We start from the raw sequence: 16,618 nt of genomic DNA, 5'->3' as shown, positions 1-16,618 counted from the left end.
TTTCGGGAATCACGCCTTGTGAATGAAAACACTCTGATAAGGAAGAAAAAAATGAATTTCATGCTTATACTGCCTTAAAGATCAGGGCAGCAGGCAAAAAAATAACTTCATAATGACCTCATAATTAAGCAGGATCAGAACCAAAGATCTGCCTGCGCAGCCGGCATCCGGTGGGAGTCGCGGCAAGGCCGCCCTCTGAAGTTTCCTTCAAAGAGGAAGACATAAGGTTGCCCACCTGCTTCATGGCTAGGATCACTTCGTCTGCAGGAATGGCGCTTGTGATTCCGGCACAGGCAAGCTCTGAGGCGGTAAAGGCATTGGCAACGCCCATGGCATTTCGCTTGATGCAGGGAACCTCCACCAGGCCGGCCACAGGGTCGCACACCAGACCCATGGTATTTTTAAGGGCGATGGCGCAGCTATGGGAGACCATCTGGGGTGTGCCTCCGAAGATTTCCGTAAGGGCAGCCGCCGCCATGGCGGAAGCAGAGCCTACTTCAGCCTGGCACCCGCCCTCTGCACCGGCGATGCTGGCACATTTGGCAATGACCATGCCAATGGCCGATGCGGTGAACAGGGACATGATGATATCGCGCTTTGGAAGGTCAAATTCTTCCATTACGGAAATGAGCGCTGCCGGAATGACCCCGCAGGAGCCTGCCGTAGGAGCTGCCACGATCTGTCCCATGCAGGAATTGTATTCCGTCACGGCAAGAGCCATGCTTATGGCATTTCCAAGGAGATGTCCGTAATGGTTCTTTCCTTCCTCCACCGCCTTTTTTAATTTGGCGGCCGCTCCGCCGGAAAGTCCGCTGGCAGAGCGGAGGCCCTCATCCATGCCGTTTTGGACTGACTGCCTCATGACTTCAAAGCTGTTCTCCATGTTGGCGTAGAGGATTTCCGGCTTGGTTTCCATATCTCCGGCCTGCTGCTTTAAGACGATTTCCGATATTTTCTTATTGGAAGATGAAGCGGCTGACACAAGCTCTTCCACGGAATTATATTTTAATTGCATAGGTTCCTCCTGGTCAGTTTAATTTTAACAAAATCGTATTGTATACATGAGGGAGGGTCTTGATCTGGGAGACTAAGGACTGGTCAAAATCAGAATCCATCTCAATGGTCATAATGGCAACTCCGCCTTTTTCCTGTCTGTTTAAGCGGAAATTGCAGATGTTGGCTTTGCCCACTGCAACCAGGTTGGTAACATGGGCGATGATGCCGGGAACATCCTGATGCATGACGATCAGGGTGGTGTTTTGGCCGGTAAAGTAAACTTCCATGTCATTTACCTTGTTGATGACGATGTTGCCGCCTCCCACAGATGCCCCCTGGACGGAAATGCTGCTGCCCTGAGCCGAAGTCAGGGTGACGAGGGCCGTGTTTGGATGGGCATTTTCAATGATGCCGGTGCGGATTGTCACAGATATCCCTTGTTTTTCTGCCGTCTCAAGGCTTGTGCGGATTCCAGGATCCCAGGGATCAAACTTTAAAATTCCCCCTACAATGGCTTTGTCGGTACCGTGCCCTTTAAAGGTTTTTGCGAAGGAGCCGTGAAACAGGATATCTGCCTTTGCTGCAGGAGCACCTAAAAGCAGGGCAGCCGTTTTGCCGATACGGGCGGCTCCTGCCGTATGGGAGCTGGAAGGCCCGATCATGACAGGGCCGATAATATCAAATACATTCATGTCAATTCTCCAATTCCGGGCATTGTTTCTTTCATTGGTTTACAGCGGTTTGAATTCCGGGTTGCGTCCGTGAAACTCCGTATAATAGGAAAATCCGCACTGTTTCAGAAGCTCCCTGGCTGTCTGAAAATCTGCGCCTAAATCCTCGGGTATGTGGGCGTCAGAACCGATGGTTATGATCTCCCCTCCTAATTCCTTATAGCGCATTATGATACTGTCACATGGGTTGGGCTGTCCGATCCCTTTCCGAAGTCCGGCTGTGTTGCATTCGATTCCCTTCCCCCGTTCAATGATCGCTCTTAAAATGTCGTCAAGTATGTCCCGGTATGCCTCATAGCTGTAATAAGCAGCCTTGTTGGGACCGTAACGGACAATATAGTCGATGTGGCCTGCCACGTCGTAGGTATCCAGATTTTTCACATTATCCAGTGTGGCCTGGAAATACTGAAGATATGCTTCCTGTTCCTCTCTTCCCTTAAAAAACTCCGGATAAGCAGGATCCTTTCTATTGATAAAATGGGTGGAACCAATGACAAAATCAAAGGGATGGCTTGACAGCAGTTGGTTGTAATATTCTTTTAAATGGGTTTGAAGTCCCAGTTCGATCCCAATGCGAAGATCGATCCGGTCCTTGTATTCTTCCCTTAAGGCAGACATCGTATCTAAGTACTTATCCGTCTGGAGGGTAAAATCAATGACAGAGTCCACGTCATAATCATGGTGGTCCGTAACACAGAGGGAGGTCATCCCAAGGCTGATGGCCCGTTCTAACTGAGACTTCATGGGGGTGTGGGAGTCTCCTGAAAAATCTGTGTGAAAATGATAATCTGGCAGCATGAGGTTCTCCTTTCAAAAATTAAATTCATTATAATCAATCTAAGGAAGAAAAGCAACGCAGGGGAGGTATGGTTTTACCTAAATTTCACCAAAATTTTACATAATTTATAAAAAGCGTTGAAAAAGCGATTCTGCCTATGCTATATTTGAAACGGTGCGCTTACACAGATGGTCCGGCGTACCGGAATAAAACCATATTCAGTGGTTACAAGGAGGTAACACATGTCTATAAATGACATATCGAGTTTGTTTGGCTTTATGGGTGGACTGGGAATGTTCCTGTACGGCATGAATACTATGGCAGACGGCATGCAAAAGAGCGCAGGAAGCCGTATGAGCCGTTTTCTGGGAATGCTCACAAACAACCGTTTCCTGGCAGTGATCCTGGGGGCACTTATAACAGCCATTATCCAGAGCAGCGGGGCGACCACGGTTATGGTAGTAGGCTTTGTAAGTGCAGGTGTGCTTAATCTGACTCAGGCGGTAGGTGTTATCATGGGAGCCAACATCGGTACCACCATTACGGCCTGGATCGTATCCATGAATCAGTTGGGAGATGCATTTTCCATACTGCAGCCTTCCTTTTCAGCCCCTCTTTTCATCGGAATCGGGGCGGTTCTTCTGCTGTTTGGGAATAAGCAGAGGGCGAAAACCATAGGGGAGATCCTGGTGGGCCTTGGGATGCTGTTTGTGGGCCTGGATTTTATGTCAGGAGCCATCTCTCCCTATACCGATGCCCCGGTTTTTTCTGAGGCCTTCCGTCTTTTAGGAAGAAACCCCTTACTGGGCATGCTCATCGGAGCCCTGGTGACAGCCCTGATCCAAAGTTCTTCTGCATCTGTGGGCATTCTTCAGACCCTTGCCATGAACGGGGTGGTTACTACCAATGCCGCTATTTTTATCACTCTGGGACAGAACATCGGTTCCTGCGTTACCGCTCTCATTTCCAGCATCGGCGGTTCCAGAACCGCAAAGCGTGCGGCAGTGATTCATTTGTCCTTCAATGTGATGGGGGCCCTTATTTTCGGCATCGGTTCATTTGTCCTTTTTATGGCTGCTCCGGCTTTGGCTGCCCATAACATCACAGCGGTTCAGATTTCCATATTCCATACGTTCTTTAACCTGACCAATACGCTGCTTCTTTTTCCGTTTGCAAAGCAGTTGGTGGATTTATCCGGATTTGTAATTCCGGAAAGCAAAACAGATGACGCGGAGACAGCAGGGGAAGAAGCTGTGACCATGAAGCACCTGGATGAGAGGATTTTTGAATCTCCGGCTTTTGCAGTGGAAACAGCCGCCATGGAAGTGGTACATATGGGACAGATCACCCTGGAAAATGTGAAGCGGGCCATGGAGGCAGTCCTTACGAAAAATGCGGATGAAGCAAAGGAAGTGTATAAAACGGAAAAGACGATCAATAATATGGAAAAGATGCTGATGGAATATCTGGTTAAAATCAACAATCTTTCCCTTACAGAGGAACAAAAACTGGTAGTCAACAACTTATTTTACAGCATCAATGATATTGAGCGGGTGGGAGACCATGGGGAAAACCTTGCTGAACAGGCGGAATATTTGATCCAGCATGAAATCAGCTTTTCCGATACAGGTGCTTCTGATTTAAAAATCATCTGTGAGGCTGCGTACCAATCCTTTTTCCATTCCATAGAAGCCAGGAGAAAGGGGGACATGGAGGAGGTACGGAAGGTGAGCCAGTGCGAGGATGAGGTGGATCTTCTGGAAGAGGAGCTGAGAGAAAAGCATATCGAACGGCTTTCCACAGGGGAATGCAATACTTCATCAGGGGTTGTGTTCCTGGAGCTTATAAGCAATCTGGAACGAATTTCCGACCATTCCTATAATCTGGCCAGCTATGTGAAGAATGAGATCTAAGGGAAGTCTGGATTTTATAAAATAAAAAAAGGACTTGCTATTTACTGGATTATTAGGTAAAATAAAGGTTAGTTGATTAATATTTAACAATCAAATTAATTTTATTCTTAGGAGGAATTGAATTATGGCAGTAAAAGTGGCGATTAATGGTTTCGGCCGTATTGGCCGTCTTGCATTCAGACAGATGTTCGGCGCAGAGGGCTACGAAATAGTAGCTATTAACGATTTAACAGATCCAAAGATGTTAGCACATTTATTAAAATACGATACTGCACAGGGCGGATACGCTGGATACTATGGTGAGGGTATTCACACCGTAGAGGCTTCCGATGACTCCATTACTGTAGATGGAAAGACTATTAAAATTTATGCTCAGGCAAAGGCTGCTGAGCTTCCATGGGGAGAGATCGGAGTTGATGTAGTTCTTGAGTGTACAGGATTCTATTGCTCCAAGGACAAGGCTCAGGCTCACATTGATGCAGGCGCCAAGAAGGTTGTTATCTCCGCTCCGGCTGGAGATGATCTTCCTACCGTGGTTTACAGCGTAAACGAGGATGTTTTAACAGCAGATGACAAGATCATCTCCGCTGCTTCCTGTACAACAAACTGCCTGGCTCCTATGGCTAAGACTCTTAACGATTACGCACCGATCCAGTCCGGTATCATGAGCACGATCCATGCTTACACAGGCGATCAGATGATCCTTGACGGACCTCACAGAAAAGGCGACTTAAGAAGAGCAAGAGCAGGCGCTGCCAACATCGTTCCAAACTCCACCGGTGCTGCAAAGGCAATCGGCTTGGTTATTCCGGAATTAAACGGCAAGTTAATCGGTTCCGCACAGCGTGTTCCGGTTCCTACAGGCTCCACAACCATCTTAACCGCAGTTGTTAAGGGTGCAGACGTAACCAAGGAAGGCATTAACGCAGCCATGAAGGCAGCAGCAAGCGAATCCTTTGGATACAATACAGATGAGATCGTTTCTTCTGACGTTGTTGGTATGAGATTCGGTTCCTTGTTTGATTCTACCCAGACTATGGTTTCCAAGATTGGCGATGATTTATATCAGGTTCAGGTTGTTGCATGGTATGACAACGAGAATTCCTATACAAGCCAGATGGTTCGTACAATTAAGTACTTTGCTGAGTTAGGCTAATGATCCACAAAGGGTCCGGTCGTAAAGGACCGGGCCCTTTATCTCTATAAATACATGAAAGAACAGTAAACCTGAAAGGAGCATTGAAACATGCTTAATAAGAAAACAGTTGATGATTTATCCGGATTACAGGGAAAGAAAGTTTTAGTAAGATGTGATTTCAACATACCGTTAAAGGATGGAGTGATTCAGAACTTTAACCGTATCGACGGAGCCGTTCCTACGATCAAGAAATTATTGGACCAGGGTGCAAAAGTGATTCTTTGCTCCCACCTTGGCAAGCCAAAGGGCGAGCCTCTTCCGGAGATGTCTTTAGAGCCAGTTGCTCCCGCTTTAAGCGAAAGACTTGGAGTAGAGGTAAAATTTGTAAACGATCCTAAGGTAACAGGTCCTGAGACCAGGAAGGTTGCTGAGGAATTAAAGGATGGAGAAGTTCTGCTGCTTCAGAATACCCGGTACAGAGCTGAAGAGACAAAGTACGGCAAGGATGAAAATGCAGAAGAATATGCAAAAGAGCTGGCTTCCCTTAGTGACGGTATTTTCGTAAATGATGCATTCGGCACCGCACACAGAGCTCACTGCTCCAATGTAGGTGTTACCAAATACACAGCCACCAATGTGGTTGGTTATCTGATGGAAAAGGAAATCAAATTCCTGGGCCAGGCAGTTGAGAATCCGGTACGTCCTTTCGTGGCAATCCTGGGCGGAGCAAAGGTTTCCGATAAGATCAACGTGATCAATAACCTGCTTGATAAGGTTGACACCTTAATCATCGGCGGTGGTATGGCTTACACCTTTGCAAAGGCTCAGGGGAAAGAGATCGGAAATTCCTTATGTGAAGGGGATAAGCTTGATTATGCTTTGGAGATGATCAAGAAAGCGGAAGACAAGGGCGTAAAGCTTCTGCTTCCAATCGATAACGTGGAAGGCCTGGAGTTTTCCAATGATACGGAAAGAAAAATCGTTGAGATCATTGACGCAGGCTGGTCAGGATTTGATATCGGACCGAAAACCATTGAGCTTTTCAAGGATGCTTTAAAGGGCGCCAAGACTGTTGTATGGAACGGACCTATGGGCGTATTTGAATTTTCCAATTTTGCAGAAGGCACTTTAGAGGTATGCCGTGCAGTTGCAGAGCTTTCTGACGCCACTACGGTGATCGGAGGCGGTGACTCTGTAAATGCGGTTAAGAGACTTGGCTTTGCTGACAAGATGACCCATATCTCCACAGGCGGAGGCGCTTCTCTTGAGTTCCTGGAAGGCAAGGAGCTGCCAGGCGTGGCTGCTGCAGACAATAAGTAAAAAGAAGTCTTCATGAAGTAAATGATGCCTGAGAAGATACCGGCCCGGACAAAAGAAAACTGTCCGGGCCTTGAAAGACAGGAGATTCCGGTCTTTAAAATGACGAACATAAAGGAAGGTTGATACTATGTCCAGAAAGAAAATTATAGCAGGTAACTGGAAGATGAATATGACTCCCACCGAGGCGGTGGAGCTGGTAAATACGTTAAAGCCTCTGGTGGCAAATGATGATGTAGACGTTGTTTTCTGTGTTCCGGCTATTGATATCATACCGGCCATGGAGGCTGCAAAGGGAACTAATATCCACATCGGCGCTGAAAACATGTACTATGAGGATAAGGGCGCTTATACCGGAGAGATTTCTCCTGCCATGTTAAAGGATGCAGGCGTGAAATACGTGGTGATCGGCCATTCCGAGAGAAGGGAATATTTTGCTGAAGCAGATGTGACCGTGAACAAAAAGGTTCTTAAGGCATTTGAATACGGCATTACTCCCATTGTTTGCTGCGGAGAATCCCTGACTCAGAGAGAACAGGGAATCACCCTTGACTGGATCCGCCAGCAGATTAAGATCGCTTTCCTGGGCGTACCGTCAGAGAATGCGGCAAAAGCGGTCATCGCTTATGAGCCTATCTGGGCCATTGGTACCGGAAAGGTTGCGACAACGGAACAGGCCCAGGAAGTTTGCTGCGCTATCCGTAGATGCATCGCTGAAATCTATGACGAAGCCACAGCCGAAGCCATCCGTATCCAGTACGGCGGTTCCGTATCTGCTGCAAGCGCTCCGGAGCTGTTTGCACAGCCTGATATTGACGGCGGCCTGGTAGGCGGGGCATCCTTAAAGCCTGAGTTTGGAAATATCGTAAATTACAACAAATAAGCAGATGAAAGCTGCAGCCTCCTTTTCTTAACCGGTGGGGGGCGGCAGCTTTTTCCGCTGGGAAGAAAACGTGTGCAGAAGTCCTGTTTTTATTTCATCATTCACCGGTTGCAAGAAATGTGCAAATCATGTAAAATATGATTTGTGAGACAATGACTCCCATAAGATTTCCCACACGTTGGAGCATGCTGATATCTTTGCAGAATGCTGCCATTACAATAGAATGAAGAAGAGAAAAAGGAGAACTAGTTATGAGCAGAAAACCGGTTGTATTAATGATACTTGATGGTTACGGATTAAATGATAACTGCGACCATAACGCTGTTTGTGAAGGCAAGACCCCAATCATGGATCAGCTTATGAGCCAGTGTCCTTTTGTTAAGGGCAACGCCAGCGGACTGGCAGTAGGTCTTCCTGACGGACAGATGGGCAACTCAGAGGTCGGGCATTTGAATATGGGCGCAGGGCGCATCGTATATCAGGAGCTTACCAGAATTACAAAGTCCATAGAAGACGGCGACTTTTTTGAAGTGGCGGAATTTTTACAGGCAGTGGAAAACTGCAAAAAGTCCGGGTCAGACCTTCATATGTGGGGACTGGTATCCGACGGCGGGGTGCACAGCCACAATACCCATATTTACGGTCTTTTAGAACTGGCAAAGAGAAACGGCCTGGACAACGTTTATGTTCATTGCTTCCTGGACGGACGTGATACGCCTCCGGCTTCCGGAAAGGGCTTCGTGGAAGCGATGGAAAAAAAGATGAAAGAGATCGGCACCGGGAAAGTGGCGTCTGTCATGGGACGTTATTATGCTATGGACCGGGATAACCGCTGGGACCGTGTGGAACGGGCATATAACGCCCTGACAAAGGGAGAAGGAAACCATGAGGAGTCGGCTGCAGCCGGAATCCAGGCTTCCTATGACAAAGCGGTTTACGATGAGTTTGTAGAGCCTTTTGTTGTGATGGAGGATGGAAAACCGGTTGCTACCGTAAAAGACGGTGATTCCGTAATCTTCTTTAACTTCCGTCCTGACCGGGCAAGAGAAATTACAAGAGCCTTCTGCGACGATGAATTTAAGGGATTTGCAAGAGATAAGCGTCTGGATCTGACCTATGTATGCTTTACGAATTACGATGAAACCATCCATAACAAGCTGGTTGCCTTTAAAAAGGAAGGCATTGCAAACACCTTCGGCGAATTCCTGGCTCAGAACAACATGACCCAGGCCAGGATTGCAGAAACTGAAAAATATGCCCATGTGACCTTTTTCTTTAACGGCGGCGTGGAAGAGCCTAATAAGGGAGAGGACAGGATCCTGGTTCCGTCTCCAAAGGTTGCCACTTATGACCTTCAGCCTGAGATGAGTGCTCCCATTGTTTGTGATAAGCTGGTGGAGGCGATCAAATCAGGAAAATATGATGTGATCATTATCAACTTTGCAAATCCGGATATGGTGGGTCATACAGGAATTGAGACAGCAGCCATCAAGGCGATTGAGACAGTAGATGGATGTGTGGGAAGAACCGTAGAGGCCATCAGGGAAACGGATGGAATTCTGTTCATCTGCGCTGATCATGGAAATGCGGAGCAGCTTCTGGATTATGAGACAGGAGAACCATTTACTGCCCATACCACCAACCCGGTTCCGTTTATCCTGGTAAATGCAGACCCATCCTATAAGCTGAGAGAAGGCGGCTGTCTGGCCGATATCGCTCCTACTCTGATCGAACTCATGGGATTAAAACAGCCAGAAGATATGACAGGAAAATCTTTACTTGTGAAATAAATTCAAAGAAGTTTGATTCTTCTAAAGAAAAATAAGGGCTTTTCAGTGGCAGCACTGGATGGCCCTTATTTTTTTGTGTCTCTGGACAAAAGACATGAAAAATTTATGTAAACTGAAAAATTAAATTCGTCCATATTCGTTTTATGCTTCCATTTCTTATGAAAATACGATAGAATAGAGAAAGATATCTTAGGAAGGGTTTCAGATGAGTATTCGAATCAGGTTTTCTTTGGAGCCAAAGAAAAAATTTTTTTCAGGGATTAGCTGGAATTGCCAGTCAGCGGAGAGTATGGCAAAAAAGCTGGCAAAGGAAATGGGGTACCATTGTTTCCGGGTAGAGGGTTTTTTGCTTGTACAGTTATGCCAGGAAGGCTATATCTGGCTTAAGTGGAGCAGGGGCAAGCTTCAGGGGGAGAGTCAGACCAACATAGCCGGCCCCGGTTTCCATGCGGCGGCCATCAGTTTTCTGGAGCGGCTTGCAAAAGAAGAGAAGCTAAGGCTCAGGGTCGAGGACAGGACCGGATATTATATAAAAAGGGATTTTCTTGCCATGAGACAGAAGTACTTTTACCAGTGGTTTTCTGATCTTATGAAGCTGTTGTCCGGCTGGGGCGGAGATGGGGAATACATGTTTTGCTGGCCTTCGGTTTATTATGTACCGGACCGTCAGGAGGGAAAACTGATCACCCATATTCGGTCATTTTCTTTTAAAGAGATTAAAGGGATGGTACATTCTGGTATAGGTGTTGCATTTGCCAGGGATTTTTTTGTATGGAATGAGCTGGAAAAGGACGCCTGTTTTTACAGAAACAGCGCTATGGTCCTCCTTCACCAGTTCTGCTATTTCATGCCCTCAGTCCGCAGCAGGCAGGATGAGCAGGTGAACAGGGAGATTATCCAGCTCCTTGAACGGGCGCTTTCCATGGACCGGAAACTTCCCTTTCCAAAGAAAGAGTATTTGGAAGTGTGCAGCCTTGACGGCCATTTTCCTGTGGACTTAGAAGGTGTGTTTTCCCTGCCGGAGGAGGTTTTCATCGGCTGCAGAAAACATCTGGTTTACCGGAAAATCGGCAACATGAGCTTTGGGATCCCGGGGAATTTTCTTTACGATGAATCACATAACGGCAGCATGGACCACTACTATGACGGTAAGGAATATGGGGCCCATGATTATTACGTTTACGCTGCGGTTTTTGACGGGCGTAAGGCCGAGTTTAAGAAGCAGTGGTTTGAGCAGGGAAAAGGGCCTGAAATCATGGATTTTGACATAGGAAAGGCCAATGCCCGGGCGGCTTTTTATGAGCCGGAGGAACGGGAAGGGGAAATTCTTTATGGGATGTCTGCGCAGATTCTGTATAAGGAACAGCGCATGAACATTAATATTGTCAGCAGAAAGCCGGGGGAAAGAGATTGGGCCTTAGGGCTCATTAAGAATATTAAGATAACAGAGTAGAGGATTGTATGGAACAGAAAGAGATGAAAACGAGCACATTGTTAAAACGCTTTGTGCCCTACTATAAGAAATATACGAAAGTCATGGCCATGGATTTATTCTGTGCGTCGCTTACCACCATTTGTGAAATGGTACTGCCTTTGATCCTGCGTTATATCACCAATCAGGGACTTAAGGATATAACATCCCTTACGGTTCGGATGATCATCGGGATCGGCGCCCTTTATTTTGGTCTCAGGATCATAGACGGAATGGCCAGCTTTTACATGGCTTATACAGGCCATGTCATGGGAGCTGCCATTGAGACTGATATGAGACAGGATGCATTTGCACATTTGCAGAAGCTGTCAGATAATTATTTTAACAATACAAAGGTTGGGCAGATCATGTCCCGGATCACCAGTGACTTATTTGACGTGACGGAATTTGCCCACCACTGCCCGGAGGAATTCTTCATTGCCTTCTTAAAGACAGTGGTGTCCTTTTTGATACTGGCAGGGATCAGCCTCCCTCTGACCCTTACTATTTTCCTGCTGATTCCGGTTATGGCGATATCCTGTACCTACTTTAACTTACAGGTGAGAAGGGCTTTTAAGCACCAGAGAAACCACATTGGAGAGCTGAATGCCAGGATCGAGGACAGTCTCCTTGGAAACCGGGTTGTCCGGGCCTTTGCCAACGAAAAGATCGAGATCGAAAAATTCAACCGGGATAATCTGGAGTTTTTGGAGATCAAACGAAAAACATATAAATACATGGCCGCTTTCCAGAATACTATCCGGATGTTTGACGGTCTGATGTATGTGGTGGTCATTGTTGCAGGCGGCATATTCATGATCAAGGGACTGATTGAGCCAGGGGATCTGGTGGCTTATACCCTGTATGTGACCACTTTGCTTGCCACTATCCGCAGGATCATCGAATTTGCGGAGCAGTTCCAGAGGGGAATGACAGGAATCGAACGTTTTACAGAGTTAATGGATGCCAACGTGGATATCTTTGACGAAGAGGGGGCAAAGCCGCTTCATGATGTAAAAGGTAACATCACCTTTCACCAGGTGTCCTTTGAATACCCGGATGACCATAATCCGGTGCTGGCTAATATTGACCTTGATATCAAACAGGGAGAAAGGGTGGCTCTTGTAGGTCCTTCCGGAGGCGGAAAGACCACCTTATGCAACCTGATCCCCCGTTTCTACGATCCCACTGAGGGAGAGATCCTTATAGACGGCCAGGACATTAAAAATGTGACTCTGGATAGCTTAAGAAGCACTGTAGGCGTAGTGCAGCAGGATGTGTACCTGTTTTCAGGAACGGTGTTTGAAAACATTGAATACGGGCATCCAGGTGCTTCCAGGGATGAAGTGGTCCAGGCGGCAAAGCTGGCCGGGGCCCATGAGTTCATCACAGGGCTTAAGGATGGTTATGACACCTATGTGGGTGAGCGTGGGGTAAAGCTTTCAGGAGGACAAAAGCAGCGCATCAGCATTGCCAGGGTATTTCTTAAAAATCCCCAGGTGCTGATCCTTGATGAAGCCACCTCTGCCCTTGATAATGAGAGCGAGCATCTGGTTTCCCAGTCCCTGGACCGTTTGGCAGTAGGCCGCACCACACTGACCATTGCCCACCGCCTGACGACCATTCAGAACGCAGACCGGATACTGGTGCTGTCTGACAACAATATTGTGGAAGAGGGAAATCATGAGGAACTGCTTTTAAAGCGGGGAATGTATTATCAGCTTTATACGTCTGCAGGTGAGGAAGAGCAGGCTGCCCTGACAGTGTAGTCATAAGCCCTCAGCGGCTGCAGGGTATTTGATCCTTACAGAATTTGCCAGATGCAGGAACGTAAGTATTCCTGCGCCTGGCTCATTGCTTTAGGAAGTCAAATAGCCCTCAGCAAGCTGTGAGCTGTTTTGCCCTTGCAGCATTCGCCAGATGAAGGAATACAAATATTCCTGCGCCTAGGCTCATCGCTTTAGGAAGTTAAATAGCCCTCAGCAAGCTGTGAACTATTTGACCCTTGCAGCATCCGCCAGATGCAGGAGTACAAGCATTTCTGGGCCTGGCTCATTGCCTACAGAAATAGAGGAGAATGGAAATGAAAGTAGCGATAGTAACAGACAGCAACAGCGGAATCACCCAGAGACAGGGAGAGGAAGCCGGGATTTTCGTAATACCTATGCCTTTTATGATGGCTGGGGAACCCTTTTATGAGGATATCAGCCTGACACAGAAGGATTTCTATGAAAAGCTGGAGGGGGGAGTGGATATTTCCACCTCTCAGCCGTCTCCTGCCGATCTTATGGATCTTTGGAACAAGCTTTTGGAAGAATATGAGGAAATTGTGCACATTCCCATGTCCAGCGGGTTGAGCAGCGCCTGTCAGACGGCCCTTGTGCTGGCAGACGATTATGAGGGAAAGGTGTTTGTGGTCAATAACCAGAGGATTTCAGTGACTCAAAGGCAGTCGGTTATGGAAGCCAGGAAAATGGCGGATTTCGGAATGACTGCCGCTGCCATTAAGAAGAAGCTGGAAGAGGCAAAGATGAATTCTACCATTTACATTACCCTGGATACCCTGGAATACTTAAAAAAGGGCGGAAGGATCACTCCGGCGGCGGCTCTTTTAGGGACATTTTTGAGGATTAAGCCGGTTCTTACCATTCAGGGAGAGAAGCTGGATGCCTTTGCTAAGGCAAGAACCATGAAGCAGGCCAAAGCCATGATGATCACGGCTGCGAAAAAGGATATGGAAGAGCGTTTCGGTGATCCGGAAGGGATCCATACGGGTATTGCCGTTGCCCATACCAACAATGAAGCGGCTGCCATGGAATTTAAGAAGGAGCTGGAAGAGATTTTTCCAAAGACAGGAGAAATCTATGTGGACAACCTTTCTTTAAGCGTATCCTGCCATATCGGGCCGGGGGCGCTGGCAATTGCATGTACCAAAAGGTTGGAGGTATGACAGAAATGAAGTTGGAGGTGGGCGGTCATGTTCCAGATAAAGATTTTTAATCAGAAACATGCCATGAGCCTGCGGGTAACTCTGATCATTGTCCTTCTTGTGGTGGGCTGCATTCCGATACTGATCCAGAATTCGGTGATGCTTGGAGCTTACCGGCAGAACCTCATTGATACCAGAATGCAGGAAATTCAAAACCAGTGCTGGATCCTAAGCAACAAGATGACAAGGATCGGATATTTGACCATGGAGCCCAAGGACTCGCTTTTGGACAATGAAATGTCCGTAAAGGCGGATATGTTCAATGGACGGATCGTGGTGGTGAACCGGAATTTCAGGATCATCAGCGATACCTTTTCGCTTTCTGTGGGCAAGCTCAATGTATCTGATGAGGTCATCCGGTGCTTTGATGGAGAAAACAGCAGCAAGTATAATTTTGAGAAGCATTATTCGGCTCTGACCATCCCTATTTATTCCAACAGCCAGGAAAAGGAGATTGCCGGCGTCATGATCGTAACGGCATCTACGGAGGATCTGCTGAACCGGATTTCCATTGTGTCGGAAAAAGGAGCATTTCTTCAGCTTATGATCTTTTCCGTTCTGGCCATATTTGTGGTCCTCCTTGTGAAGCTTCTGATGAAGCCCTTCCGGGAGCTGCAGCGTATGCTGAACAGGGCGGCGGAAGGAGATATGGATGAGGACATCAGCACCTATGCTTATAAGGAAACCATGCAGATTACGGAAACCATTAACATGACTTTAAAGAAGTTAAAGGCTGTGGACCAGTCCAGGGAGGAATTCGTGTCAAACGTGTCCCATGAGTTAAAAACTCCCATCACATCCATCCGGGTGCTGGCCGATTCCCTCATGGGGCTGGAAGACGTTCCTGCAGAGCTTTACCGGGAATTTTTAAGCGATATATCCGATGAAATCGAGCGGGAAAGCAAGATCATTGACGACCTGCTGTCCCTGGTCCGCATGGACAAGACTTCCGGAGGGAACCTAAACATTGCCCAGGTGAACATCAACGGACTGATGGAGCTGATTTTAAAGAGGCTGCGCCCCATTGCCGGAAAGCGGAATGTGGAGCTGACCTTTGAAAGCATCCGGGAGGTCACTGCCGATGTGGATGAGATGAAACTGTCCCTGGCTTTAAGCAATCTGGTGGAGAATGCAATCAAGTACAATGTGGAAGGCGGCTGGGTCCGGGTGACTCTTGATGCGGATCATAAGTTTTTTTACGTAAAAGTGGCTGATTCGGGAATCGGGATCTCGGAAGAGTTTCAGGAGCATGTATTTGAGCGGTTTTACCGGGTGGATAAAGCCAGATCCAGGGAAACAGGAGGCACAGGCCTTGGCCTTTCCATTACGAAAAAGATTGTGCTGATGCACCAGGGAGCATTGAAGCTGCAAAGCAAGGAGGGAGAGGGAGCCACATTTACCGTACGAATTCCTCTCACTTATATTTCTTAGAAACAGGAGGCTATTAGATGAAACTCCTTTTAAGCAACCCTTTATATCCAGAACAATGGGCAGCAATGAGGAAAAGCTCTACGGACGGCATGGCTTTACGCCCGGGAAACCGGGGCGGATTCTGTCCCATAATACGGGCAGTCATATTGAAACGGCTGATGGCTGTTCTCCTCCTGATGTGTGTTCTATGCCTGGCCGGCTGTGGAAAAAAGGAAGGAAAGGGAACGGAAGCCGTCGATGAAGTTTATCAGATTTATTACCTGAATTCTGCCATGACAAAGATGGAACCACAGGAGTATCAAATGCCCAGGAAACCGGAAGGGGACTCAGAAGAGTTGACGGACTGGAGAATCCGGAATCTCATGGAACAGCTTCGGACCGTACCAAAGGACTTGGACCGGCAGGCCGCAGTTCCGGATAAGGTGGGCTTTGAGCGCTATAAGCTGGAGGACACGGTTCTTTATCTGTATTTTGATAACAATTACGCTATGATGAATGGGACCAGAGAAATCTTATGCAGGGCTTCCCTGGTAAGAACTTTGACCCAGATAAAAGGGGTGGATTATGTTGCCGTGTATACGGCGGAACAACCCCTTATGGACAGCTCAGGAAGTCCGGTAGGCCCTATGGCCAACTCTGACTTTATTGATAACATCAGCAATGTCAACTCCTATGAGAAGACGGAGCTGCCTTTGTATTTCGCTGATGATACGGGAGAGAAGCTGGTCAAGGAAACAAGGGAAGTGGTGCATAACGTAAACACATCTCTGGAAAAGCTGGTCATTGAGCAGTTGATCGCCGGTCCTGGAAGGCCGGGGATGAATCCGACCCTGCCCAAGGATACAAAGCTTCTGAATGTGTCGGTCAATGAAAATATCTGTTATATTAATTTTGATTCCGCATTTCTTAACAATACCCTGGAGGTAAAGGAATATATCCCGATTTATTCTATCGTGAATTCCCTGGCTGCGGCCTCCTCCATCAACAAGGTGCAGATCACGGTAAACGGTTCTCAGGAAGTCATGTTTAGGGATTCCATTTCCTTAAACCAGCTTTTTGAACGCAACTTAGATTACAATGCGGAGAATGAAGAAGTACCAAATGATATAGGAGGAACAGAACAATAAAACGCCCATTATGTCTGATCGCAGGGGGATTTGTACTTGGAGAGGCTGCCGCTT

General features: G+C 47.3%; 13 protein-coding genes. 10 read left to right on the top strand and 3 right to left on the bottom strand.

What is annotated here, in order from left to right; all coding sequences use genetic code 11:
- Positions 1 to 124: 124 nt before the first annotated feature.
- From sdaAA to ACYVD3_RS11880, 3 genes are read right to left on the bottom strand one after another with little or no spacing between them, the layout of a single operon-like run.
- On the bottom strand, positions 125 to 1,015 hold the full coding sequence (gene sdaAA / locus ACYVD3_RS11890) for an L-serine ammonia-lyase, iron-sulfur-dependent, subunit alpha (protein WP_460642728.1): 891 nt from the start codon (positions 1,013 to 1,015) through the stop codon (positions 125 to 127).
- Positions 1,016 to 1,028: 13 nt separating this feature from the next.
- Complete coding sequence (sdaAB, locus tag ACYVD3_RS11885; RefSeq protein ID WP_460642727.1) at positions 1,029 to 1,688, bottom strand: L-serine ammonia-lyase, iron-sulfur-dependent subunit beta; 660 nt, start codon at positions 1,686 to 1,688, stop codon at positions 1,029 to 1,031.
- 39 nt (positions 1,689 to 1,727) lie between these two features.
- Positions 1,728 to 2,525 carry a histidinol-phosphatase HisJ family protein gene (locus tag ACYVD3_RS11880; protein ID WP_460642726.1) on the bottom strand — a complete coding sequence of 266 codons (798 nt, stop codon included), beginning with the start codon at positions 2,523 to 2,525 and terminating at the stop codon, positions 1,728 to 1,730.
- Between the two features lie 222 nt (positions 2,526 to 2,747).
- Between ACYVD3_RS11880 and ACYVD3_RS11875 the strand changes: the two genes are divergently transcribed.
- The 10 genes from ACYVD3_RS11875 to ACYVD3_RS11830 all read left to right on the top strand — a co-directional run bounded on the left by ACYVD3_RS11875 (position 2,748) and on the right by ACYVD3_RS11830 (position 16,564).
- Positions 2,748 to 4,418, top strand: coding sequence for a Na/Pi cotransporter family protein (locus ACYVD3_RS11875; RefSeq protein ID WP_460642725.1), 1,671 nt, complete (start codon positions 2,748 to 2,750; stop codon positions 4,416 to 4,418).
- A 124-nt stretch (positions 4,419 to 4,542) separates the two neighbouring features.
- The gene (gene gap / locus ACYVD3_RS11870; protein WP_460642724.1) at positions 4,543 to 5,574 is read left to right on the top strand and encodes a type I glyceraldehyde-3-phosphate dehydrogenase; all 1,032 of its coding nucleotides are present in this window, start codon (positions 4,543 to 4,545) and stop codon (positions 5,572 to 5,574) included.
- A gap of 90 nt (positions 5,575 to 5,664) precedes the next feature.
- On the top strand, positions 5,665 to 6,876 hold the full coding sequence (locus ACYVD3_RS11865) for a phosphoglycerate kinase (RefSeq protein ID WP_460642723.1): 1,212 nt from the start codon (positions 5,665 to 5,667) through the stop codon (positions 6,874 to 6,876).
- A gap of 127 nt (positions 6,877 to 7,003) precedes the next feature.
- Positions 7,004 to 7,756, top strand: a complete 753-nt coding sequence (gene tpiA, locus ACYVD3_RS11860; protein WP_460642722.1) for a triose-phosphate isomerase — start codon at positions 7,004 to 7,006, stop codon at positions 7,754 to 7,756.
- 251 nt (positions 7,757 to 8,007) lie between these two features.
- Positions 8,008 to 9,546: a 2,3-bisphosphoglycerate-independent phosphoglycerate mutase gene (gene gpmI / locus ACYVD3_RS11855; protein ID WP_460642721.1), complete on the top strand. Its 1,539-nt coding sequence runs from the start codon at positions 8,008 to 8,010 to the stop codon at positions 9,544 to 9,546.
- A gap of 205 nt (positions 9,547 to 9,751) precedes the next feature.
- The gene (locus ACYVD3_RS11850) at positions 9,752 to 10,999 is read left to right on the top strand and encodes a hypothetical protein (protein ID WP_460642720.1); all 1,248 of its coding nucleotides are present in this window, start codon (positions 9,752 to 9,754) and stop codon (positions 10,997 to 10,999) included.
- An 8-nt stretch (positions 11,000 to 11,007) separates the two neighbouring features.
- Complete coding sequence (locus tag ACYVD3_RS11845) at positions 11,008 to 12,786, top strand: ABC transporter ATP-binding protein (protein WP_460642719.1); 1,779 nt, start codon at positions 11,008 to 11,010, stop codon at positions 12,784 to 12,786.
- Positions 12,787 to 13,100: 314 nt separating this feature from the next.
- Positions 13,101 to 13,967: a DegV family protein gene (locus ACYVD3_RS11840; protein ID WP_460642718.1), complete on the top strand. Its 867-nt coding sequence runs from the start codon at positions 13,101 to 13,103 to the stop codon at positions 13,965 to 13,967.
- A gap of 27 nt (positions 13,968 to 13,994) precedes the next feature.
- Complete coding sequence (locus tag ACYVD3_RS11835; protein ID WP_460642717.1) at positions 13,995 to 15,437, top strand: sensor histidine kinase; 1,443 nt, start codon at positions 13,995 to 13,997, stop codon at positions 15,435 to 15,437.
- A 158-nt stretch (positions 15,438 to 15,595) separates the two neighbouring features.
- Positions 15,596 to 16,564, top strand: a complete 969-nt coding sequence (locus tag ACYVD3_RS11830; protein WP_460642737.1) for a GerMN domain-containing protein — start codon at positions 15,596 to 15,598, stop codon at positions 16,562 to 16,564.
- Positions 16,565 to 16,618 lie beyond the last annotated feature (54 nt).

This window comes from Lacrimispora brassicae, from assembly GCF_054772055.1.
The sequence above is the reverse complement of the archived record's forward strand: the minus strand, read 5'-3'. Positions and strand labels throughout refer to the sequence as shown.